This window comes from Rhodococcus sp. NPDC077669 (assembly GCF_040686915.1).
Lineage (GTDB): Bacteria > Actinomycetota > Actinomycetes > Mycobacteriales > Mycobacteriaceae > Rhodococcoides > Rhodococcoides fascians.
Genome location: NZ_JBFBMD010000014.1, coordinates 33,759 through 55,360, shown reverse-complemented (window position 1 = coordinate 55,360; position 21,602 = coordinate 33,759). Strand labels below are relative to the sequence as shown.

25 protein-coding genes and 4 tRNA genes are annotated in these 21,602 nt (G+C 65.5%); 20 read left to right on the top strand and 9 right to left on the bottom strand.

Annotation, left to right across the window (positions count from 1 at the left end):
• Positions 1-80 precede the first annotated feature (80 nt).
• Positions 81-1,202, bottom strand: coding sequence for a GGDEF domain-containing protein (locus AB0P23_RS16685; protein ID WP_230593370.1), 1,122 nt, complete (start codon positions 1,200-1,202; stop codon positions 81-83).
• A 6-nt stretch (positions 1,203-1,208) separates the two neighbouring features.
• The gene (locus AB0P23_RS16680; protein WP_027498299.1) at positions 1,209-2,102 is read right to left on the bottom strand and encodes a 1,4-dihydroxy-2-naphthoyl-CoA synthase; all 894 of its coding nucleotides are present in this window, start codon (positions 2,100-2,102) and stop codon (positions 1,209-1,211) included.
• 68 nt (positions 2,103-2,170) lie between these two features.
• On the opposite strand from AB0P23_RS16680, the gene AB0P23_RS16675 reads away from it, so the two are divergent.
• From AB0P23_RS16675 to AB0P23_RS16665, 3 genes are read left to right on the top strand one after another with little or no spacing between them, the layout of a single operon-like run.
• Positions 2,171-2,815 carry a PaaI family thioesterase gene (locus tag AB0P23_RS16675; RefSeq protein ID WP_027498298.1) on the top strand — a complete coding sequence of 215 codons (645 nt, stop codon included), beginning with the start codon at positions 2,171-2,173 and terminating at the stop codon, positions 2,813-2,815.
• Positions 2,812-3,783, top strand: coding sequence for an o-succinylbenzoate synthase (locus AB0P23_RS16670; RefSeq protein ID WP_032375579.1), 972 nt, complete (start codon positions 2,812-2,814; stop codon positions 3,781-3,783). The genes AB0P23_RS16675 and AB0P23_RS16670 overlap by 4 nt, the downstream gene beginning before the upstream one ends.
• A 52-nt stretch (positions 3,784-3,835) precedes the next feature.
• Positions 3,836-4,279 (top strand): hypothetical protein, encoded by a 444-nt coding sequence (locus tag AB0P23_RS16665; protein WP_206498029.1) that lies wholly within the window; start codon positions 3,836-3,838, stop codon positions 4,277-4,279.
• 84 nt (positions 4,280-4,363) lie between these two features.
• Here the strand turns inward: AB0P23_RS16665 and AB0P23_RS16660 are convergent, their stop codons facing one another.
• From AB0P23_RS16660 to AB0P23_RS16645, 4 genes are read right to left on the bottom strand one after another with little or no spacing between them, the layout of a single operon-like run.
• A complete protein-coding gene (locus AB0P23_RS16660) occupies positions 4,364-5,761 on the bottom strand; it encodes a DUF2252 domain-containing protein (RefSeq protein ID WP_027498295.1) in 1,398 nt (465 codons plus the stop codon).
• A gap of 22 nt (positions 5,762-5,783) precedes the next feature.
• On the bottom strand, positions 5,784-6,632 hold the full coding sequence (locus tag AB0P23_RS16655; protein WP_363798339.1) for a siderophore-interacting protein: 849 nt from the start codon (positions 6,630-6,632) through the stop codon (positions 5,784-5,786).
• Positions 6,633-6,681: 49 nt separating this feature from the next.
• On the bottom strand, positions 6,682-7,746 hold the full coding sequence (locus AB0P23_RS16650; RefSeq protein WP_363798336.1) for an AbrB family transcriptional regulator: 1,065 nt from the start codon (positions 7,744-7,746) through the stop codon (positions 6,682-6,684).
• On the bottom strand, positions 7,743-8,330 hold the full coding sequence (locus AB0P23_RS16645; protein WP_032365245.1) for a flavin reductase family protein: 588 nt from the start codon (positions 8,328-8,330) through the stop codon (positions 7,743-7,745). The genes AB0P23_RS16650 and AB0P23_RS16645 overlap by 4 nt, the downstream gene beginning before the upstream one ends.
• Positions 8,331-8,392: 62 nt before the next feature.
• On the opposite strand from AB0P23_RS16645, the gene menD reads away from it, so the two are divergent.
• Positions 8,393-10,003: a 2-succinyl-5-enolpyruvyl-6-hydroxy-3-cyclohexene-1-carboxylic-acid synthase gene (gene menD, locus AB0P23_RS16640; protein WP_222086960.1), complete on the top strand. Its 1,611-nt coding sequence runs from the start codon at positions 8,393-8,395 to the stop codon at positions 10,001-10,003.
• Here menD and AB0P23_RS16635 read toward each other — a convergent pair.
• Positions 10,000-10,503, bottom strand: a complete 504-nt coding sequence (locus AB0P23_RS16635) for a DUF2505 domain-containing protein (protein WP_027498290.1) — start codon at positions 10,501-10,503, stop codon at positions 10,000-10,002. The genes menD and AB0P23_RS16635 overlap by 4 nt on opposite strands.
• 55 nt (positions 10,504-10,558) lie before the next feature.
• Here AB0P23_RS16635 and AB0P23_RS16630 point away from each other — a divergent pair, with 55 nt between their 5' ends.
• The 4 genes from AB0P23_RS16630 to AB0P23_RS16615 all read left to right on the top strand — a co-directional run bounded on the left by AB0P23_RS16630 (position 10,559) and on the right by AB0P23_RS16615 (position 13,378).
• Complete coding sequence (locus AB0P23_RS16630; protein ID WP_363798332.1) at positions 10,559-11,047, top strand: DUF3592 domain-containing protein; 489 nt, start codon at positions 10,559-10,561, stop codon at positions 11,045-11,047.
• Positions 11,040-11,465 carry a glutaredoxin domain-containing protein gene (locus AB0P23_RS16625; RefSeq protein WP_363798330.1) on the top strand — a complete coding sequence of 142 codons (426 nt, stop codon included), beginning with the start codon at positions 11,040-11,042 and terminating at the stop codon, positions 11,463-11,465. The genes AB0P23_RS16630 and AB0P23_RS16625 overlap by 8 nt, the downstream gene beginning before the upstream one ends.
• Before the next feature lie 63 nt (positions 11,466-11,528).
• Positions 11,529-12,668 (top strand): glycosyltransferase family 1 protein, encoded by a 1,140-nt coding sequence (locus AB0P23_RS16620; protein ID WP_176456691.1) that lies wholly within the window; start codon positions 11,529-11,531, stop codon positions 12,666-12,668.
• 14 nt (positions 12,669-12,682) lie between these two features.
• Positions 12,683-13,378: a demethylmenaquinone methyltransferase gene (locus AB0P23_RS16615; protein WP_027498286.1), complete on the top strand. Its 696-nt coding sequence runs from the start codon at positions 12,683-12,685 to the stop codon at positions 13,376-13,378.
• A gap of 12 nt (positions 13,379-13,390) precedes the next feature.
• On the opposite strand, the gene AB0P23_RS16610 is transcribed toward AB0P23_RS16615, so the two are convergent.
• Positions 13,391-14,638, bottom strand: a complete 1,248-nt coding sequence (locus AB0P23_RS16610; protein WP_363798326.1) for a geranylgeranyl reductase family protein — start codon at positions 14,636-14,638, stop codon at positions 13,391-13,393.
• A 294-nt stretch (positions 14,639-14,932) separates the two neighbouring features.
• On the opposite strand from AB0P23_RS16610, the gene AB0P23_RS16605 reads away from it, so the two are divergent.
• Both AB0P23_RS16605 and htpX read left to right on the top strand, forming a co-directional pair.
• Positions 14,933-15,952: a polyprenyl synthetase family protein gene (locus tag AB0P23_RS16605; RefSeq protein ID WP_032365250.1), complete on the top strand. Its 1,020-nt coding sequence runs from the start codon at positions 14,933-14,935 to the stop codon at positions 15,950-15,952.
• An 87-nt stretch (positions 15,953-16,039) separates the two neighbouring features.
• Complete coding sequence (gene htpX, locus AB0P23_RS16600) at positions 16,040-16,909, top strand: zinc metalloprotease HtpX (RefSeq protein ID WP_027498283.1); 870 nt, start codon at positions 16,040-16,042, stop codon at positions 16,907-16,909.
• Positions 16,910-16,975: 66 nt separating this feature from the next.
• On the opposite strand, the gene AB0P23_RS16595 is transcribed toward htpX, so the two are convergent.
• Positions 16,976-17,476 (bottom strand): YajQ family cyclic di-GMP-binding protein, encoded by a 501-nt coding sequence (locus AB0P23_RS16595; RefSeq protein ID WP_363798322.1) that lies wholly within the window; start codon positions 17,474-17,476, stop codon positions 16,976-16,978.
• A 175-nt stretch (positions 17,477-17,651) separates the two neighbouring features.
• On the opposite strand from AB0P23_RS16595, the gene AB0P23_RS16590 reads away from it, so the two are divergent.
• From AB0P23_RS16590 to rplK, 10 genes are all read left to right on the top strand, one after another.
• Positions 17,652-17,734: transfer RNA gene (locus tag AB0P23_RS16590), tRNA-Tyr, on the top strand.
• A gap of 183 nt (positions 17,735-17,917) precedes the next feature.
• A tRNA-Thr gene (locus tag AB0P23_RS16585) sits at positions 17,918-17,990 on the top strand.
• 63 nt (positions 17,991-18,053) lie between these two features.
• A tRNA-Met gene (locus AB0P23_RS16580) sits at positions 18,054-18,126 on the top strand.
• An 81-nt stretch (positions 18,127-18,207) separates the two neighbouring features.
• The gene (gene rpmG / locus AB0P23_RS16575; protein WP_027498281.1) at positions 18,208-18,375 is read left to right on the top strand and encodes a 50S ribosomal protein L33; all 168 of its coding nucleotides are present in this window, start codon (positions 18,208-18,210) and stop codon (positions 18,373-18,375) included.
• A gap of 91 nt (positions 18,376-18,466) precedes the next feature.
• Positions 18,467-18,979: a (3R)-hydroxyacyl-ACP dehydratase subunit HadA gene (gene hadA, locus AB0P23_RS16570; RefSeq protein ID WP_048316186.1), complete on the top strand. Its 513-nt coding sequence runs from the start codon at positions 18,467-18,469 to the stop codon at positions 18,977-18,979.
• Entirely contained in the window at positions 18,966-19,391 is a 426-nt protein-coding gene (gene hadB / locus AB0P23_RS16565; RefSeq protein WP_363798318.1) for a (3R)-hydroxyacyl-ACP dehydratase subunit HadB, read from the top strand. Before hadA ends, hadB begins: the two co-directional genes overlap by 14 nt.
• A 190-nt stretch (positions 19,392-19,581) precedes the next feature.
• Positions 19,582-19,654: transfer RNA gene (locus AB0P23_RS16560), tRNA-Trp, on the top strand.
• A gap of 30 nt (positions 19,655-19,684) precedes the next feature.
• Entirely contained in the window at positions 19,685-20,146 is a 462-nt protein-coding gene (gene secE, locus AB0P23_RS16555) for a preprotein translocase subunit SecE (protein WP_032365449.1), read from the top strand.
• A 64-nt stretch (positions 20,147-20,210) separates the two neighbouring features.
• Positions 20,211-21,047 carry a transcription termination/antitermination protein NusG gene (gene nusG, locus AB0P23_RS16550; protein ID WP_032365254.1) on the top strand — a complete coding sequence of 279 codons (837 nt, stop codon included), beginning with the start codon at positions 20,211-20,213 and terminating at the stop codon, positions 21,045-21,047.
• 65 nt (positions 21,048-21,112) lie between these two features.
• Complete coding sequence (gene rplK / locus AB0P23_RS16545) at positions 21,113-21,547, top strand: 50S ribosomal protein L11 (RefSeq protein ID WP_008713829.1); 435 nt, start codon at positions 21,113-21,115, stop codon at positions 21,545-21,547.
• Positions 21,548-21,602 lie beyond the last annotated feature (55 nt).

Below are 21,602 nucleotides of genomic sequence, written 5' to 3'. Positions count from 1 at the left end.
CGACCATCACTGCCGCAGGATGGTCACAGCGAGAGTGGAGCCTGCGGAACGACCCGGATCAGTGGCATCGATCAGTGGCATCACAGCACCGTCGTGACGATCCGGTTTCCGCCGGCTGCTTTGGCCTCGTACATCATCGAGTCCGCCACCCGCATCGCCCGCGTCACGAGGTCGAGGTTCTGCTCCCACAGGGGTGAACTCGCGTGCAGGATGGCTGCCCCCACGCTGACCGTCACGGCGACGCCGTCGTCGGGATCGCGCATGGCTCGTCGAACACCATGGATCAACGCATCGATGTGTAGGCGCGACGTCGAGACCACGGCGAGGTATTCCTCGCCGCCGGTGCGCGCGATCACGCCGTATCTCCCCATGTGTGCGCCCAGACGCTCGGCGACGCGAACGATGACGGCGTCTCCCTCCTCGTGCCCGTAGTCGTCGTTGACGGCTTTGAAGCGATCGATGTCCACGACCACGACGGCCGAGCAGCGATCCTCCTCGCGGCCGAGCAACCAGACGTCGTGGATCACCGATTCGAGCCCGCGCCGATTCAGCAACCCGGTGAGCGGATCGAGCAACGAACTGCGGGCGTCGTCGGTCAACACGGTGACCAACAGATGCGAGGTGAGCGGCACCCCGGCGATCGCGAGCAACACCACGTCGGTCCGGAAGATCAGTGACGCGACGTCCACGTCGCCGGTGCGGTACGTCGCCGCCGCGGCAACGACGGTGCACGCCACCGAGAAGATCAGGTGAGCCACCAGCCACCGTGGACTGACGAAGAACGTGCAGAACGTGCCGATGACGGCGAACAACGCGCACGTCAGGATCGCGTCGGCGATCGGGTTGACGAGGATCGACGACGCGGTGCCCAGATCGGCGAACACCGCGAATGCCACCACCCCGAGACGACCCGGGAACGGCTTGACGATCCACGCGGCCGCGACCGCCACCGCCATGACGACCAGGAATGCCTTCCAGCCGATCGCCGCGGCGTTCCGCGTGGCACCGTCGGAGAAGAGGGCCACCACCGCCAGAGCGCCGTAGTTCAGCGTCAGGATCGCCATCACCCATCGGATGAGTTTTCCGGTGGGCCGCGAGTTCTGGAAGTCCGCCATCCAGCGGTAGTCGTACGGCTGCGTGAACCAGGCCCACAGAGCACCCGCGGCAGTACCGCGATCGCGGTGATGCGAGTTCGGGGTCACGAAGCGTCAGAAATATCGAGGAAACGGCGACCAGTCGGGCTCGCGCTTCTCCAGGAACGCATCGCGTCCCTCGACGGCCTCGTCGGTCATGTACGCCAGCCGGGTGGCTTCACCGGCGAACAACTGCTGGCCGACGAGACCGTCGTCCTGCAGGTTGAACGCGTACTTGAGCATCCGCTGCGCCTGCGGCGACTTGGCGTTGATCTTCGCGGCCCACTCGATGGCGGTGTTCTCGAGTTCGGCGTGATCGACCACCTTGTTCACCGCGCCCATGCGGTGCATTTCCTCGGCCGAGTACGTCTCGCCGAGGAAGAAGATTTCTCGGGCGAACTTCTGGCCGACCATCTTGGCCAGGTACGCACTGCCGTAACCACCGTCGAAGCTGCCCACGTCGGCGTCGGTCTGCTTGAAGCGAGCGTGCTCGCGGCTTGCGAGCGTCAGATCGCACACCACGTGCAAGCTGTGACCGCCACCCGCTGCCCACCCGTTGACGAGGCAGATGACGACCTTCGGCATGAAGCGGATCAGCCGCTGCACTTCGAGAATGTGCAGACGGCCCGCGCGCGCCTTGTCGACCGTCTCGGCCGTTTCACCGTCCGCATACTGGTAGCCACTTCGTCCGCGAATACGCTGATCGCCACCGGAACAGAACGCCCAGCCGCCGTCCTTGCTGCTCGGCCCGTTGCCGGTGAGCAGCACCGTTCCCACGTCCGAACTCACGCGTGCGTGTTCTAGCGCGCGGTACAGCTCGTCGACGGTGTGCGGCCGAAAAGCGTTGCGAATCTCGGGACGATCGAACGCCACCCGCACGGTCGCGTCGGACACGTGGCGGTGATAGGTGATGTCGGTCAGATCTTCGAAGCCGGGAACGGGACGCCACAGTGCGGGAGTGAAGGTCACGTGGGCCAGCTTAACGGTGGCGAGGGCTGAATCCGCTGCGGCCGGGCGATGCAGCTAGCGTGCAGGTCATGACCGATCCGATGCAGCTCGACCGCAGTTCCGACCCCGATTACGACCACCACGGCGGCTTCCCGCGTTTCGTTCCGGCGAAGGTGGGGCCGGAATACGGACAGTTGCTCGAGGCACTGCGCACGGTCCAGGATCTCGCCGTGTCCACGTCGCTACCCGCAGACGTCACCGAGGCAGCCGCGAGCAAGACTCGAGAATTGATCGAGTTGTTGGAGCCGCACGTGGTCGCCGAAGGCAAGCAGACCGCGGGGCGGGTACCTGCTCTGCCGGGCCGGGGTTCGCTGCTGCTGCCGCCGTGGATCATCGAGAAATTCGCAGCCGACGGCGTCCGCAGCCGTGGCATGTTCCGTCGCTTCCACCTCGGTGGCAACGCCGCCGCGCACGGCGGCACCCTTCCGCTGCTGTTCGACGACCTCTTCGGCCTGATCCAACATGCGTACGGTCGGCCCATCAGCAGGACCGCATATCTGCACATCAACTACCGCAAGGTGACCCCACTGAACACCGAGTTGGTCGTCGAGGGTGCCGTGGACAAGGTGGAGGGTCGCAAGACGTTCATCAGCGCGAGGCTGACGGACCTGGACGGCAACCTGCTCGCCGACTGCGAGGCACTGATGGTGCAGTTGCTCCCGGGGCAGCAATGATTCCCCCGATCGACGATCTGCTCGACGGTGCGCACGTGCTCTCGATGCCGATGCGGACGAAGTTCCGTGGGATCACCACCCGTGAGGTGATGTTGATTCGTGGTCCCGGTGGGTGGGGTGAATTCTCTCCGTTCCCCGAGTACGACGACGTCGAGTCCGCCCCGTGGTTGGCGTCGGCGATCGAGGCCGCGTGGGAGGGCCCACCGAATGCGGTGCGTCGACGCATCGCGGTCAACGCGACCGTGCCCGCAGTCGACGCCTCCGATGTGGCGGGCGTGCTGAGCCGCTCACCCGGGGCCGAAACGGCCAAGGTAAAAGTGGCCGAGAAGGGGCAGAGCCTGGCCGACGACGTGGCTCGCGTTCGTGCGGTGCGCGAGCTGGTGCCGCGGGTGCGGATCGACGCCAACGGGGGCTGGACCGTCGACGAGGCAGTCACTGCGTTGGCTGCTCTCACTGCGGACGGGCCACTCGAATACGCGGAGCAGCCGTGCGCCACGGTCGCCGAGCTCGTCGAGCTGCGCCGCCGGGCTCCGGGAGTTCGGGTGGCCGCGGACGAGAGCATCCGCCGGGCCGAGGACCCGATGAAGGTCGTGCGGGCCGGCGGCGCGGACATCGCGGTACTCAAGGTCGCTCCGCTCGGCGGCATGCGCGCACTGCTCGAACTGGCCGGCGAACTGGGGGAGTACGGCGTGCCGGTGGTCGTGTCGAGTGCACTCGATTCGGCTGTGGGCATCGCCTCCGGGCTCGCCGCTGCCGCCGCGCTGCCGCATCTCGAATTCGCCTGCGGACTGGGGACGGGCAGCCTGTTCGTTCGCGACGTCGCACCGGCACCCGAGGTGGTCGACGGAACGTATCCGGTCCAGAGCGTCGAGCCGGATCCGCACGCGTTGATCGAACTCGGTGCCGACGCCGAGCGCACCCAGTGGTGGATCGAGCGAGTGCGGCGCTGCCACGCACTGCTGCGGTAGTGTTGCGCCCGGTCCGCGTGGGGCCGCCGACACATCTGGGAGGAAGTTCGAAGTGGTTGCTGCACTGAAGGATTCGCTGCTCGACGAGTCGAAGGCCGACGCTCTGCGCGTCGACGTGCTGGCATTGATCGACGCCGAGGTAGCCGACAAGAAGGGCGCCAGTGGCCTCGCGGTCAAGGGGGGCTACGGCGCAGTGAAGAAGGTCGGTCCGTCCTACATCGACAATGCGGTCTCGGCTCTGTGGCCCGATTTCGTCGACAAGCTCGATCCGTTCTGGCAGTCGTACAACGCCGCCCCGCAGGGCACGTTCGGTGAGTATCTCGCCGCCAACGGAGATGCCGCGTCCGACGCTCTGCTCTCGGTCACCGATGCGCGCATCGAGGAGACGGACAAGTCCGTCGTCAAGAAGTTCTACGGCAGCCTGCGTGGCTCGGCGAAGAAGAACGTCACCGAGGCACTGCCGCGCGTCGGCGATCTGGTCGCCAAGCACGTTTGAGCGGCTTCGCCGCATGTGAGTGGAAATTCGTAGCAGGCTACGAGGTGGGAGTGGAGCCCGCGGAACGACCCGAGGGCTCCACGCTCACATGCGCGTAGCGCTCAATCGCTCCCAATCGGCCTCGGTTTGGTCGGCGTAGAGTCGCGCGAATCGGCACAGTGCGACGTCGAGTTCATCGGAATCGCCCGTGTATCCCGAGATCATCGACGCGCCGCTGGTGCGAGCGTGTCCCTTCGCGAGCAGTCGCCCCACTACCCGCGCGTAGTCCACCAGCGCGGGTGCATCGATCGACGAGAGGTCGATCGTCCCCTTCATGTTGCGGAACTGCCGCACGTAGTACTGCCGTCCGGCGATCGTGCACCACCCCAGCAGTGGATCGCTGACCGTCTGCAGATCCTGCTGGTACTCCACCACGCGTTGTCCCTGGTGGTCGTGCCAGGCCGATTCGCCGTGCACATATGGCGCGAGCACCGACCGCCTGGCCTGCTTGAGCTGCAGGAACACGACGTCGTCCGCGCTGGTGCCTTCGAGCAGTGCCACGTACGCCCGGAGCCCGACACTGCCGACTCCGACGACGCGATGCGCGACGTCGATCAACGTGTATCCCCCCAGCACCCGACGCCAATGCGGGGTGAGGGTGAGCAGGTATTCGTCCAGCCCGACGGCCAGCAACTCCTCGTCCTCGGCCGAGATACGAGTGGTGATCGGCGGCTCCTCGACGATCCTGCGAGTGCCCTCGTGTTCCTCGGTGAATCGCGGCAGGACGCGGTCACTGGTGCGTCGACGCGCTTTCTTGGTGGCGCGTTTGATCTCCTTGCGCAACGATCCCGCAGTGGCGTCCCGTTGCAGTTTCTCGGCCGTCAACCGTTGGAACGACCGCGACATCAGCGGTTCGTCGGCGAGGCGCGCGACCTCGATTCGATACGCGGACACGCAGGCGGCGACGGCATCGCGGCACCGATCCTCGCTGCGTCCGTTCTGTCGGCCGGCCACCCAGATGCTCGCGGCGAGGCGTCGTAGATCCCATTCCCAGGCACCCGGGTGTGCTTCGTCGAAGTCGTTGAGGTCGATGACGAGGTCGCGTTCGGGGGAGGCGTAGAACCCGAAGTTTCCGAGGTGGGCGTCGCCGCTGATCACCGGGTTGATGCCGGTGGACGGCAGCATCGCGACATCCCGAGCCATGACGATGGCCGTGCCGCGCAGGAAGCCGTACGGGGATTCGACCATGCGCTCGAGGCGCGTGGGGATGAGCCATTCGATCCGGCCTTGGTGCGAGTACTCGATCTGCTGCACCGGGTCCGGACGATCCGGCGGCGGTGTCCAGTCGCCCAGCGATGCGATCGGGACCTTGTCGCGCAGGCGTCGACCCAGCTCGTATCGTTCCGCTCGGGGGAGTGGCCGCGCACGCAACGACGCGTACGGTGCGCTGTCGACTGCTGCCGAGTCGGTGACGACGGTATGACCTTTTCCGGAGCCGGGCATGTGAAGTCACACTAATCGAGGGCTACGGGGCGGCTTTACCGAACTTCCAGTATCCGGTGAAGCAGATCCGAGACTTGGGTACGGAACGCTCGTTCACCAGATATCTACGCAGGCCCGTCGCCAGCCCCTGTTCCCCTGCTACGTAAACGAACGGATCGCCGTCCGGAAGCTCGGCTTTCTGCACCGCGGCCAACGCGGCCTCGCCGGGCTTGGCCAGGGAGTTGGGGCGCACGATCCATTCGATTTCGACGCCTGCGTGCACGTCCTGCTTCTGGATGTCGGCCTCGGTGGGCACTTCGACGAAGGCCTTGACCCGAACGTCGGCCGGCAACGACCGCAGAATGCCGAGAATCGCCGGGGCAGCACTCTCGTCGCCGACGAGCAACTGCCAGCTCGATTGTCCCTCGAACGTGTAGATGCGGCCTTCGTCGAAGATCGCGACGCGATCGCCTGGGACCGCCCTGGTAGCCCACGACGACGCCGGCCCACTGTGACCACCGGTTCCGCTGGCTCCATCTACTTCGCCGTGCGCCACGAAGTCCACATCCAGCTCCGGGCCGTCGCCGTACGTGCCCTCTCCCGCAGCGCGGTATCGGCTGACGGTGTAGTTGCGGACCGCCGGCTTGGTGTCTTTGGAGAACGTCAGATACTGGGCGTACCAGAGCATCGAGGTGGCGCTGGGGATGCGCGGCTCGTCCTGGCCCCGCTGCGGCAGGAACAGGCGAAACCAGTGGTCGTAGCCCATGTAGCGGAAGTTCGACAACGAATCGCCGCCGAGGGTCACCCGGATGAAGCTGGGGCTGATTCGGTCGCTCCCGAGCACGGTCAGGCGGTAGAACGCGGGGTTCTCCGGTTTGAGGTACTTACCCATGCCGCACAGGTTAGCCGACCCTAAGCTGCGATGGGGTTGCGTCGATCTCTCACTCGGGCCGACCGCGTCGGTAGCGCTGGACCACCTTGGCTCCGACGGGTACTGCGAACAACATCATGAACACGCGGATCACCTGGGCGGCCACGACGAAGGTGACGTTCGCCCCGGTCGACGCGGCGATGGCCAGCACCGCGTACACCCCGCCGGGAGTGGTCGCGAGGTAGCCCTCGTAGCCGCTCGTCCCCGTCGCCGACGCCAGCCACAGGCCGAGCATCGCGCAGCAGACGGTGACGGCGATGATCAACATCAGCGATGCGGGCAGGACCCGCGAGATCGACTTCAAGCTGGCGACGGTGAACCGCAGTCCGGCCTGCCAGCCGATGACGATGTACGCCGCCCACAGCAACAGCGTCGGGACGGACGCGTCGAACGAGACGCCGAGCACGTCGGCGAGCGTGGCGATCATCAGCGGGCCGAGCAGGGCGGGGGCGGGCAGCCGGATCACCTTGGCCAGCATTACCCCGATGACGCCGCAGATCAGGACGAACGCAAGATCGATCCACAGCGCTTCGTGCACGTCGGCGGTGACCGACGATTGTCCGGGTTGGGCGTCGAACACCAGGGTTGCGACCAGCGGCAGCGTCGTGGTCACCAGCACGACGCGCAGGTATTGCACCACCGCGACCACGCGTTCGTCGCCGCCTAACTCCTGGGTGATCGCCACCAATCCCGAGGCTCCGCCTGCAACCAGCGCCAAGGAGCCGGTCAGTGAATCGATGTCTTTACGAAGCCCCAGCAGTGCGCCGGCCGCGATCGACAGCAACAGGGTGCCGATGCATGCCAGCAGTACCGGCAGCCAGGTATCGCCCAGCGAGCTCAGAGTGTCGCTCTGGACCAGCGTGCCGATCTCGACGCCGAGGATTGCCTGCGCTGCCATGCCGAGTCTGCGGGGAAGCGGCGCTTGCTCGGTTCCGGTCGTCGGAGCCCATCCGGCGAGCGCGAACACGATCGCCACCAACAGTGCAACGAACAACGCAGCCGACGGCACGCCGAGCCAATCGGCCCCGACGGTCAGTGCGACCGTGACGAGAACCAGCAGCAGCCAGCGAATCAAGAAGGTCGCTCGATCTCGCGAACCTCGGGCGGCAGTCCCCACTCGGTACGGCCGAGTCGACTGAGCGGTGCGATGGTCTCGAACTCGGGCAGGCCGTCCTCGGCGAGAAATTCTGGTCGAACCGACACCGCGACGACGCTGCCCATGACGACGAAGCAGTTTCCCACCTCGACGACGCGGTGCAGCGTGGCTTCGATGGCGATCGGGGCGGCAGCTACCCGCGGCGGCGTGACGATCGCACTGGGTTCGCTCTCGATGCCGACGGCCTCGAACTCGCTGACGCCGTGCTCGAAGCTCGCCGAGCTGCCGTTGACCTGATCGACCAACGGTGCCGTGGCCAGATTGACGACGAACTCGCCGGTGGCCTCGATGTTGCGCAGACTGTCCTTGCGGGTCACGGACGTGAACTGGACGACCGGCGGTTCCACGGACGAGACGGTGAAGAAGCTGTAGGGCGCGAGGTTCGCCACACCGTCGGCCGACACCGTGGAGATCCAGGCGATGGGCCTGGGGACCACCGACGCGGTCAGTAGCTGGTAGAAGCGGCGGGAGGAGACCTCGTCGGGCCGGAAGACTGTACGCACGCCTCAATACTGTCAAAGCCCGGTTGCGGCGGCCGACCGGAGCATCTGACACTCTGGAAACTGTGAATCCGTCCACCGCTCAGGCCACTGCAGTCGTCGACGAACTGGCGCGCAGCGGGATCGAAGACGTCGTGCTCTGCCCCGGCTCGCGCAACGCCCCGTTGGCCTTCGCTCTGCAGGAAGCCGACGCGGCCGGCCGGCTTCGACTACACATGCGGATCGACGAGCGGACCGCCGGATTCCTGGCCATCGGACTGAGCCTGGGCAGCGGCCAACCCGTCCCGGTGGTGATGACGTCGGGAACGGCGGTGGCGAACCTCGGGCCCGCGGTGCTCGAAGCGAACTACGCCCGGATCCCGCTGATCGTCATCAGTGCCAACCGGCCGTACGAGATGCTCGGCACCGGTGCCAACCAGACCATCGAGCAGTTGGGCCTGTTCGGTTCGCAGGTCCGCGCGACGATCAGCCTCGGGCTCGCCGAGGAAGGACCCAAGCAGAACAGTCAGTGGCGAAGTGCGGTCTCGCGGGTCATCGCTGCTGCGCGGGGTGCGCGCTCGGGCAACGCCGGACCGGTGCACTTCGACATTCCATTGCGTGAACCGTTGGTCCCCGCTCTCGGAGATCCGGGGGCCCGGCCCGAAGGACGTCCCGACGGGATGCCGTGGACCTCGACCACCCAGGCGACTCTCGACGTTCCGGTCGAACTGGATCTGTCGGTCGACACCGTCGTCGTGTCCGGGCACGGCGGTGCCGTTCGTCCGGAGCTCGCCGGCTTGCCGACCGTTGCCGAGCCGACCGCGCCACTGCACGGAATTGCGTTGCATCCCTTGGCTCTTGCGCAGTTGAAGCCGCGTCAAGCCGTCATCACCGGCCGCCCGACCCTGCACCGGCAGGTGTCGGCGCTGCTCGCGGATCCGGCGGTGGACGTCATCGCGCTCACCACCGGCCCGCGCTGGCCCGACGTCTCGGGCAACGTACTGGCCACCGGCACGCGTGCCGTGACCACCGGCGCACCCGATCCCGCGTGGATCGCGCGCTGCGCTGCCGTATCGGAACGCGCCGAAAAGGCTGTGCACCAACAACTTCGAGAGCACCCCAAGCCGACGGGGTTGCATGTGGCCGACGCGGTGATGTCGGCATTGCAGCCCGGAGATCAGCTGGTGCTCGGAGCCTCCAACCCCGTGCGCGACGCGGCCCTGGTCTCCACTCCGATCCCGGGCGTGAAGGTTCTGTCGAATCGTGGCGTGGCCGGCATCGACGGCACCGTCTCGACGGCCATCGGTGCGGCGATGGCCGGAAAGCGCCGCACCGTGGCGCTTCTCGGTGATCTGACGTTCCTGCACGACGCGGCCGGTCTGCTCATCGGCACCGGCGAGCCGCGTCCGGACGATCTGACGATCGTCGTCGCCAACGACGACGGCGGCGGCATCTTCGAGCTTCTCGAACAGGGCGACCCGCAGTACGCGGGTGTGTTCGAGCGGGTGTTCGGAACACCGCACGGCATGGACCTGGGAGCGTTGTGCGGGGCCTACCGCGTGGAGCACCACCTGGTCGACTTGGCCGATCTGGCAACCGAACTCACCGGCCATGCCACGGGAATCAGGGTGCTGGAAGTGACCACGGAACGGTCCGGGCTGCGCGACCTACACGCAGCGATCCGGGCCCGTCTCTAATTCTGTTGCGCAGCAACCCATTCGAGTGTTTCGCCGGTTTCCTGATCGATCATGTCCTTGATCATCTTGTTGATCAGGTCTTCGATCTTGCCGCCGACGAGCGGAATCTTGACCGTCGACTCACCCTTGACGACCAGTTTCGCTCCGGTGCCGTCGGGGCGAAGCGAGAGGGTGCCGTTCACTTTCGCGGGGAGACCCGTGGTGCCGCCGACCAGCGTGCCCTCGGCGTGGTCGCCTTCGAGCGGACCCCAGTGGTCGGTACGCGAGACGATCAGCTTGCCCTTGATGACTTTCGTGACGAAGCCGGGCAGTTCGGACGTGCCGACTTCCTCGGTGATGTCCACGGTCAAGCCGCCGTCGTCGTGCTTGGTCATCTCGTACCCGTCCGTCTTCTTGGCCTTGGCGAAGCGGGCGGCCCACTGGTCTTCACTGGTGAGTGCGGCGTGCACGTCAGCGGGCGGATTGGACGATTCGACGGTGAACTCGAAGCTGCGCGACATGAGCACAGAGGCTACCGGAGCGGAGGCGAACCGGCCGCGAAGTAACCTGAATGCTGTGACCGACACCGAGAGGGGCAGCCGAACTCTGCACAGAATCCGGCTGGTCGTGCTCGTGGTCGCGGTCGCCATCTCGATTCTGTCGTTCCTCTTGGTGGTCGGTGCCTGGCGAAACGACGTCACCATCGACTCCGACAAGGGCGTCGCGACGGCCGAGGTGCTCTCAGCGGGCAAATTGCGTTCGGCGGTCAGTTTCATCACCCCCGACGGCGTGACCCACAATCCCAGACTCGGCGTGCTGTACCCCACCAATCTCGTCGTGGGGCAACGCATCGAGGTCGAGTACTACAAGGCGGACTCCGGCAACAACGACAGCGACAGCGACCTGCTGGTGCGGGTAGCCGGCCGTGACGCCACCGTGGCCATCGTCCCCGCTGGATCGGTCATCGTCGTCACCTGGCTGATCGCCCTGCCGGCCCTGTTCTGGTTACGTCGCAAGGAGACCCAGCGTATGGGGGCCCAGCGCATGGAGGTACAGGATGCGTAATGCCAGGCAGTGGGTCATCGCTGCTGTCGCCGCGGTGGCCGGGTTCGCGTTGGTGAACTTCGGCAACGTCGCGTCTTCGATCGTGATCATGGTGCTCGTGGTGGTGTTCCTGCTCGTCCTGACGACTCCGGTGCTGTATCCCCGTTCTCTGTCCGACGACGCGTCTCGAGTGGCTGCGACCGAAAAATCGGTGCCGCTGATCTACTGGCGTCCCGGTTGCATCTTCTGTCTTCGGCTGCGGGTTGCGCTGTTGCTCCGCGGAAAGAACGCCGTGTGGACGAACATCCGCGCAGATGCTGCTGCCGCAGCGCGGGTTCGGTCGGTGAACGACGGGAACGAGACGGTTCCGACGGTGTTCGTGGGTACCGGACACCGCACCAACCCGAGTCCGTCGTGGGTCGCCCTGCAATTCGTGTGACGTTGGCCCACACGTAACGTCGTCCATGCCTGGGCGACTGCGTGGCCACCCACACTGAGGATCGTGCGAGTAGCCATCGTTGCGGAATCGTTCTTACCCAACATGAACGGCGTCACCCACTCGGTGATCCGTGTCCTCGAACATCTCGAGAAGACCGGGCACGACGCCATCGTCGTCGCTCCCGACAACCCGTCGGGACCGCGAGCGGCGACCTGGCACAACGGCGTCCCGGTCCACCGAGTGCCGTCCGTGATGGTGCCGAAGGTCAGCTCCCTGCCAGTCGGTGTTCCTGGCCTCGGGATGGTCTCGGCGCTACGGACCTTCGCGCCCGACGTCGTGCATCTGGCGTCCCCGTTCCTGCTCGGAGCGGGCGGCCTGGCCGCCGCCAACCGCCTCGACGTGCCTGCCGTCGCCGTCTACCAGACCGATGTTGCCGGATTCGCCGCGAGCTACGGCCTCGGCTTGACCTCGAAGGCCGCGTGGCGTTGGACCAGGAGACTGCACCGCGGAGCGGCCCGCACTCTGGCACCGTCCACCTCGGCCGTCGACGCTCTCGAGCAGCACGGCATCCCGCGCGTACACCGGTGGGCCAGGGGAGTGGACGCGGTTCGGTTCGCGCCCTCGGCCGCGTCGGCCACCCTTCGCGGCCGATGGGGAGCCGGCGAAAAGCTGATCGTCGGGTTCGTCGGCAGGCTCGCGCCGGAGAAGCACGTCGAACGGCTCGCCGTGCTGGCCACGGATCCGTCGATCCAGCTGGTGATCGTCGGCGGCGGACCCGATACGGCAGCACTGCAGGCGTTGATGCCGAACGCGATCTTCACCGGGCAACTCGGCGGCGACGAACTCGCGCAGGCCTACGCCAGCTTCGACATCTTCGTCCACCCCGGCGAACACGAAACCTTCTGTCAGGCAGTCCAAGAAGCCCTCGCCAGCGGAGTGCCCGTCATCGGGCCCGACGCCGGCGGACCCCGCGATCTGGTCTCGCACTGCCGCAACGGCTACCTACTGCCGGTCGACAAGTTCACCGAGCTGCTGCCCAGTGCCGTCGGCGCTCTCGCCGAACCCACCACCCGCGCCCGCTTCGGCAACGCCGCCCGCCGATCGGTTCTGCACCGCACCTGGCCTGCCATCTGCGACGAGCTGATCTCCCACTACTACGACGTGCAAGGCATCACAGCGCCACGGGTGACCGAAGCAGCCTGAGTAAGCTGGAGTTCGTGGCCACGACATCGCGCGCAACCCTGGAAAAAGAGCCCCACGAGGTGGCGTCGATGTTCGACGGCGTCGCCCGCCGCTACGACATCACCAACACCGTTCTGTCGTTCGGCCAGGACCGCAGCTGGCGCAAGCTGACCCGCCGAGCCCTCGATCTGAAGCCCGGCGAGCGGGTCCTGGATCTCGCCGCCGGCACCGGCGTCTCCACGGTCGAACTCGGACGCAGCGGGGCCTGGTGCGTCGCCACCGACTTCTCCAAGGGCATGCTCCGAGCCGGACTCTCCCGCGGAGTGCCGATGGTCGCCGGTGACGCGATGGCGCTTCCGTACGCCGACGCCAGTTTCGACGCCGCCACCATCTCGTTCGGCCTTCGCAATGTCTCCGACTTCGATGCCGGTCTGCGCGAAATCGCCCGAGTCACCAAACCCGGTGGGCGTCTTGTGGTGTCGGAATTTTCCACCCCGGTCTTCGGCCCGTTCCGCACGGCATACATGGAGTACCTGATGAAGGCGCTCCCCAAAGTCGCTCGCGCAGTGAGCAGCAACCCCGACGCCTACGTCTATCTCGCCGAGTCCATTCGCGCGTGGCCCACCCAGGAACAGTTGGCTCAGCGCATCGCCGACGCCGGCTGGACCGACGTGCAGTGGCGCAACCTCACCGGCGGAATCGTGGCTCTGCACAAGGCAATTCGGCCCTGAGTCCGCGCGCGGCTACGAAAACGGCGGCCGCGAATCGATTTTCAGTGACGTGGTTCCTGCGGTTCGCCACGTACGAGCGACGAGGTCTCTGTCGGCCTCGGTGACCAGGTTGCCCATGCACCGGACGGCAACTTTCATCAGTGCCCGCGAGCGCATGCCCACCGGACCCGCTGCGGGCAGGAACCTCGGCACGGTCAGCAGTCCGGCGAGGCGTCGAGCAATGGAGAAGGCTTGACCGTAGTGCTCACGCAGCAGGGTCGGCCAGGCGTCGGTCAGGTCCGCGTGATCGAGAAGGTCGACGACCATGCGGCCGCCTTCGAGTCCGTAGTCGATGCCCTCACCGTTGAGTGGGTTCACGCACGCTGCGGCGTCGCCGATGATCGCCCAGTTCACCCCCGCGACGCCGGAGACCGCCCCGCCCATCGGCAGCAGCGCCGACGCGACCGACCGTAGCTCGCCGGTCAGTTCCCATTCCGACCGCCGCTGCTGGGTGTAGAGGTCCAGCAGGGGACGCAGGGCTCCCGGTGCGGGCCGGGTGGCGGTGGCCAGCGTGCCGACGCCGATGTTGATGTCGCCGTCGTTCAGTGGGAAGACCCATCCGTAGCCGGGCTGCAGCGTGCCTGCGCCGTCGCGCAGTTCGAGGTGCGAGCTGATCCATTCGTCGTCGCTGCGCGCAGACGTGATGTACGCGCGGGCGGCGACGCCGAACGCGGTGTCGCGGTGCCACTGGCGTCCGAGTTGCTTGCCCAGCGTGGACCGGACGCCGTCGGCGACGATCAGAGTGCGGCACGCGATGTCCTGGCTGCCTTCGCCGGTCTGCAGCGTCACCGATCGGACCGCATTTCCGTCGCGGGTGACGGACACCGCTTTGGCACCCTCGGCCATCACAGCCCCGGCGTCGACGGCAACGCGGCGGATGCGGTCGTCCAATTCGGTTCGCGGGACGGCACTGCCCACGGCCGGGAAAGATCTGCTCGGCCATTCGAGCTCGAGTTCCTGGCCGAACCCACTCAGGCGCAACCCGCGATTGCGCGCGGTACCGCGAACCCATTCACCCAGGCCCAACCGATCGAGTTCGGCGACCGCGCGCGGAGTCAGCCCGTCGCCGCACGTCTTGTCCCGGGGAAAGACGGCCGCGTCGGCGAGTACGACGTCGCGGCCGGAACGTGCTGCCCACGCTGCCGCGGACGATCCTGCGGGGCCCGCGCCCACGACCAACACATCGGTCGAGGAGGGCAGGGCCGGGTTGGATGAGGTCACAGATCCCAGTATCCCGATTGCCGCGGTGCTGCGCCGTCAGGGCCTTCGGTCGACCGTTGTCGAGGCCCTGCTCATCGGGGGTGTTCACCGTCGCAGCGGTGACGTCGTTCACTCATTGGCCCTGCAGGCCGCGTCGGGAAGCGACTCGGGCTTGGTTCGGTGAGGGAATAGTCACCTGTGGTGGGCGGCACCGTCGTGCGAGTGTGCACACTAGGTTCACTACGGTAGTACCCGAGCAGCAGTTTCCGTCATCCATCGCCGCTCGACGCCGACGACAGGACAGGGATCAACATCGTGAGTACAGACGACGCGACCGCAGTAACGGTCGTTGCCGGAGTCGACCTGGGTGACCCGGAGCTCGCTCGATCCGTCGCCGACGGTCTCGCGCGCGTCGAAGAGCTGATGATCAGCGAACTGTCCGACGGCGAGGAGTTTTTGACCGAGGCTGCTCTGCATCTGGCGAAGGCCGGCGGCAAGCGATTCCGACCCCTGTTCACCGTGCTGACCGGCCAGCTGGGGCCGTCGCCGACAGATCCGGCGATCGTCACCGCCGCCACCGTGGTCGAGCTGGTGCACTTGGCGACGCTCTATCACGACGACGTCATGGACGAGGCGTCGATGCGCCGCGGAGCCGAGAGTGCGAACTCACGCTGGGGCAACAGTGTGGCCATTCTCGCGGGCGACTACCTCTTCGCACATGCGTCGCGTCTGGTGTCCACCCTCGGACCCGACGCCGTCCGCATCATCGCCGAGACCTTCGCCGAGTTGGTCACCGGGCAGATGCGCGAAACGATCGGGGCCAAGAGCACCGACGATCCCATCGCGCACTACCTGAAGGTCGTGTGGGAGAAGACCGGGTCGCTCATCGCCTCCTGTGGGCGCTTCGGCGGCACGTTCAGTGGCGGCGATGCCGAGCACGTGGGACGCCTCGAGCGCCTCGGTGACGCAGTCGGCACCGCGTTCCAGATCTCCGACGACATCATCGACATCTCCTCGGCCACCGAGCAGTCGGGTAAGACTCCCGGCACCGACCTGCGGGAAGGCGTGCACACCCTGCCGGTGCTGTTCGCGCTCCGCGAGGAAGGTGCCGACGGCGACCGCCTGCGCGAGATCCTGGCCGGCCCGGTCACCGAGGATGCGCTGGTCACCGAGGCCCTGGAGCTGTTGCAGCGATCACCCGGCATGGTCGCGGCCAAGAAGACCCTCGGCGAGTACGCCGACCGCGCTCATGCCGAGCTCGCTCTGCTGCCGCAGGGCCCCGCCAACGACGCCCTGGGCCGACTGGTGAACTACACCGTCGAACGCGTGGGGTAGTCGCTCACTCGGTGGTCGGGAACTGCACGTCGGGGTGCCGTCGTTGAATCGGGTAGGAACACCCGGAACGAGGAGGCACCCGTCACGATGAACAGTTACGCCAACGGTGCGAAGACATTCGGCCTGCTGGTCGGGATGTCTGCGCTGATCGTCTTCATCGGGTCGTTGTTCGGTAACTCGATGATTCTGATCGGGTCGATCGTGCTGGCCGTCGGCGTCAACGGCTACGCGTACTTCAACAGCGCGAAGATGGCTCTGAAGTCGATGCACGCGGTGCCGGTCAGTGAGCTCGAACAGCCCGCGATGTATCGGATCGTGCGGGAACTGGCGACAACGGCGCATCAGCCGATGCCCGCGCTGTACGTCAGCCCGACCAACAATCCCAACGCGTTCGCCACCGGGCGGAACCCGCGCAACGCAGCCGTGTGCTGCACCGAGGGCATACTTCGGATCCTCGACGAGCGGGAACTGCGAGCGGTGCTCGGACACGAACTCTCGCACGTCTACAACCGCGACATCCTGATCTCGTCGGTGGCCGGTGCCATGGCCTCGGTCATCTCCGGCCTGGCGAACCTGGCCTTTTTTGCGAATGTGTTCGGTGGACGCGGCAACGGGGGACCGAACCCGCTCGCGCTGCTGTTGGTGTCGATGCTGGGACCCATTGCGGCCAGCCTGGTTCGCCTCGCGGTCTCTCGTTCTCGGGAGTATCAGGCCGACCAGTCCGGTGCCGAGCTGACCGGCGACCCGTTGGCTCTGGCGTCGGCACTGCGCAAGCTCGAGCAGGGGGTGCAGCTGGCACCGCTGCCGCCCGAGCCGCGGCTGGCCGCGGAGTCACATCTGATGATCGCCAATCCGTTCCGTATCGGCGACAAGGCGGGCGCACTGTTCGCCACCCACCCGCCGATGGCCGACCGAATCGAGCGGCTCGAGCGGATGGCCGGCCACCGGCCGTACTGAGCGGAGCCTGCGGCATGTGAGTGGAACTTCGTAGTCTGCTACGAGGTTCCACTCACATGCGGCGCTCTACCGGTAGTTGACGAACTGCAGGGCGATGCCGAAGTCCTCGTTCTTGAGCAACTGTTGGATTGCCTGCAGGTCGTCGCGCTTCTTGCTGCTCACGCGCAGCTCGTCGCCCTGGATCTGCGTTTTGACGCCCTTGGGGCCGTCGTCGCGGATCTTCTTGGAGATCTTCTTGGCGTTCTCGGTGCTGATGCCTTGCACGAGTTTGCCGGTGACCTTGTAGACCTTGCCGGACGCGGCCGGGTCGTTGGTCTCGAAAGCCTTGAGCGATACGTCGCGTCGGATCAGTTTCTCCTTGAAGACGTCCAGAGCTGCCTTGACCTTCTCCTCGGATTCGGACGTGATGACGATGGTCTCGGACTCGCCACTGCCGGACCACTCGATGCTGGTGTCCGATCCTCGGAAGTCGAAGCGGGTCGCCAGCTCCTTCGCGGCCTGTCCGAGAGCGTTGTCCACTTCCTGCCGGTCGACTTTGCTCACTACGTCGAAGGACGAATCAGCCACTTCTCACACTCTCCAGTCGAATCGAAAATTTGTTTCTGCGGTGGTGTCGGTCCACATCCCGCTGGGACTTTATCGGCCCGCTACCGACCGTATCCACCCGGTTTGCGTTCCGGGGGGACGTTCGTTGTATTCTTCTCACCGCGCCGAAGACCAGCACGGACTTCGATCGCAGCACGGCAGATTGCCCGAGCGGCCAATGGGAGCGGACTGTAAATCCGTCGGCTTATGCCTACGTAGGTTCGAATCCTACATCTGCCACACCTGGAACCCCGGCGAGAGATTTTCTCGCTGGGGTTTCCATGTGAAGAGGACATATCAGGGCCGCTGACCTCGCAATTTGGCAGTCGGTGCTCGGAATGTGTAACCTCTTGAAGGCTTCAGCGCACGGCTTGTTCGTGTTCTGAGGTGGAGCCTGCGGAACGAGAGTTCCCGTAGTCACCCGCCCCCTTAGCTCAGTCGGTAGAGCGTTTCCATGGTAAGGAAAAGGTCAACGGTTCGATTCCGTTAGGGGGCTCGCTGGATTGGATGGCTCGACGTCGCGCTCCCGTTCGTGGGATGGTGGACGATGAGCACCTGAGGCGGTGTAGCTCAGTTGGTAGAGCAAACGACTCATAATCGTTGCGTCGCCGGTTCAAGTCCGGTCACCGCTACACAGTAGGCAAGCACGGCAAGTAGCACGCATGAACAGTCCTGATTGACCCAGATCAGATTTACCCGAAAGTAGGCGTCCAGTGGCCTCCTCCACCGATGTGCGGCCCAAGATCACCTTGGCCTGCGAGGTTTGCAAGCACCGCAACTACATCACCAAGAAGAACCGTCGGAACGATCCCGACCGCATCGAGCTGAAGAAGTTCTGCTCCAACTGCGGCACGCACCGGGCGCACCGCGAGTCTCGCTAGGTCCAACTGCCCTTCTGTAAGGGTAGAAAAGGTCGTTTCCACCGTGTCACAAGCACCACACGATGCTGCGGCATCATCTGAAATTCCGGCCATGGATGTATCCGCTCACGCGGCGTCCATGGTCGGTTTTCATTACCGCGTCGACGACTTCTACGAGGTCGGCCGCGAAAAGGTCCGTGAGTACGCGCGTGCGGTCCAGGACTTCCATCCCGCGCATCACGACGAGGACGCAGCGAAGGGCCTCGGTTACGACGGTCTCCTCGCGCCCTTGACCTTCATTTCGCTGGTCGGCATCATCGCGCAGACGCGGATGTTCAAAGAGGTCATCACCGGGTACGACCCGAGCCAGATTCTGCAGACCGATCAGCGGCTGCAATTTCACCGCCCGATTCAGGTCGGCGATCGACTGGTGTGCGATGTGCACCTCGAGTCGTTCCGGCAGATGAGTGGCAGCGACATCATGACCACCAAGAACATCGTCACCGACCAGAACGGCGAGGTCGTGCAGACGACGTGGACGACCATCGTCGCGCGTACCGGCGGCGAGGTCGACGAGAACATCGCGCACGCGGTCAAGGAAGTGATCATGCATGGCGCTTCGTAGCTTCGACGACGTCTCCGTCGGATACGAGTTGCCGGAGCGAGTCGTCATGCTCACGCGCGGCGATCTGGTGAACTACGCGGGTGTCTCGGGAGATCCGAACCCGATTCACTGGAGCGACGAGGTCGTCCGCCTGGCCGGCCTGGACAATGTGATCGCGCACGGCATGCTGACGATGGGCCTCGGTGCCGGGTTCGTCACGTCGTGGCTGGGTGATCCCGGTGCGGTCACCGAATACAACGTTCGCTTCACCAGCTCGGTCTACGTGTCCGAGGACTCCGCGGCTGCGGTCGAGTTCTCCGGCAAGATCAAGTCGGTGGATGCGGACGAGAGAACTGCCGTCATCGCTATCGTGGCGAAGTTCGAGGGCAAGAAGTTTTTCGGGCGAGCGACCGCTACGGTTCGCTTGGCCTGATGATGGGTCGATCCGGACGGCCACCGAGCTGCCGGAACGACGGGATTTATCTGTTCCGAAGGGTGTGCAGTACACTGAGATTTCTGGGGTAATCCAGCGCTGTGCGCTGCCCGCGTCCTCCTCGGAGGTTGTGTGGGTTCGCGTGAATGCGTCGGGTGGACACCAGAGCGGCCGAGAAGTTTTCGGCCGAAGGGGCGTAGCTCAATTGGTAGAGCAACGGTCTCCAAAACCGTAGGTTGCAGGTTCAAGTCCTGTCGCCCCTGCCCAAGGTGTCAGCAACTGAGAGGAACGACGTGAGCGAGGAGCGCGGTAAGCGCGACGGTCGATCGGAGGAGTTCGAGAACTCCTCGGCTCCAGACGACGTCGCACCTGGCTCCGAGGGCCGTCTCTCCGATGCTGACACAACCGCAGATGATGCCGCTGCAGGCGCAGTGGCTCCCACCGGCAAGCGTGCGTCCGGCAGGTCCCGTGGCAGCGCCGCTGGCGTGTCGATGACGAAGGCCGCACCCGCGAAGGCCACCTCGGCCAAGGCTCGGTCCGGTAAGGCCAAGCTCGACAAGCGACCGAATGTGTTTCTGCGTCTGCTGCAGTTCTTCCGCGAGGTCGTCGCCGAGCTTCGGAAGGTCATCTGGCCGAACAAGAAGCAGATGGTCACCTACACCACCGTCGTGCTCGTCTTCCTGGCGTTCATGGTCGCGTTCATCAGTGGCCTCGATCTGCTGTTCATCAAGGGCGTCGGCTGGCTGTTCGGTTGACCGAACGCAGTTGCCGTGACTTTAGACGATCGAACCGAGCAGGAACTAGAGAAAGGGTGCTGACGTGAGCACGCCGCACAACGACGCCACCGAAGTGGCCGCATTCGACGCCGATGTCGAGGCGACCAAGCAGGGCCTCGAAGCGGAGCAGGCCGCTCAGGACCGCGAGACGGACGAAGCAATCAAGGCCGACGTCGCCGCTGCCGCCGGGGACGACGTTCCCGCCGAAGGCGACGAGACATCCGAGGTCACCGCTGACGTCGACGTCACTGCAGAGCCCGAAGACCCCGTTGCCGAGATGAAGGCGGCTCTGCGTCGCGCTCCCGGTGACTGGTACGTCATTCACAGCTACGCCGGATACGAGAACAAGGTCAAGGCCAACCTCGAGACCCGTGTGCAGAACCTCGACGTCGGTGACTACATCTTCCAGGTGGAAGTTCCCACCGAAGAGGTCACCGAGATCAAGAACGGCCAGCGCAAGCAGGTCAACCGCAAGGTTCTGCCCGGCTACATCCTGGTCCGCATGGAACTGAACGACGAGTCCTGGGGTGCGGTTCGCAACACTCCCGGCGTCACCGGTTTCGTCGGCGCGACGTCACGTCCGTCGCCGCTGACCATCAACGAGGTCGTCAAGTTCCTCATGCCTCAGGAAGGTGCCAAGAAGGACGCGAAAGCGGCCGCAGGCACTGCCGAGCAGGGCAGCGAGACCACGTCGAAGCCCACCATCGAGGTCGACTTCGAGGTCGGCGAGTCGGTCACCGTCATGGACGGCCCGTTCGCGACCCTCCCGGCCAGCATCAGCGAGGTCAACGCAGAGCAGCAGAAGCTCAAGGTGCTGGTATCGATCTTCGGCCGTGAAACCCCGGTCGAGCTCGGCTTCACCCAGGTCTCCAAGATCTAGAAGCCGACCGCACAGACTTGCAGTAGCAACCGCAAGAAACCCGAGCGAATACAAGGAAACAAGACATGCCCCCGAAGAAGAAGAAGCTAGCCGGGATCATCAAGCTTCAGATCCAGGCCGGCGCCGCCAACCCGGCACCGCCCGTCGGCCCCGCACTGGGCCAGCACGGCGTCAACATCATGGAGTTCTGCAAGGCGTACAACGCCGCGACCGAGTCGCAGCGCGGCAACGTCGTGCCCGTCGAGATCTCGGTCTACGAGGACCGTACGTTCGACTTCAAGCTGAAGACTCCTCCCGCTGCCAAGCTGCTGCTCAAGGCTGCAGGCGTGGCGAAGGGCTCCGGCGAGCCGCACAAGACCAAGGTCGCCAAGGTGACCATGGATCAGGTGCGCGAGATCGCCAAGACCAAGCAGGAAGACCTCAACGCCAACGACATCGATCAGGCCGCGAAGATCATCGCCGGCACTGCTCGCTCGATGGGCATCACGGTCGAAGGCTGATTTTCGGCCTCTCCAAGCATCACACGTGGGAGAGCCGGCCAGGCTCGTCAACCAC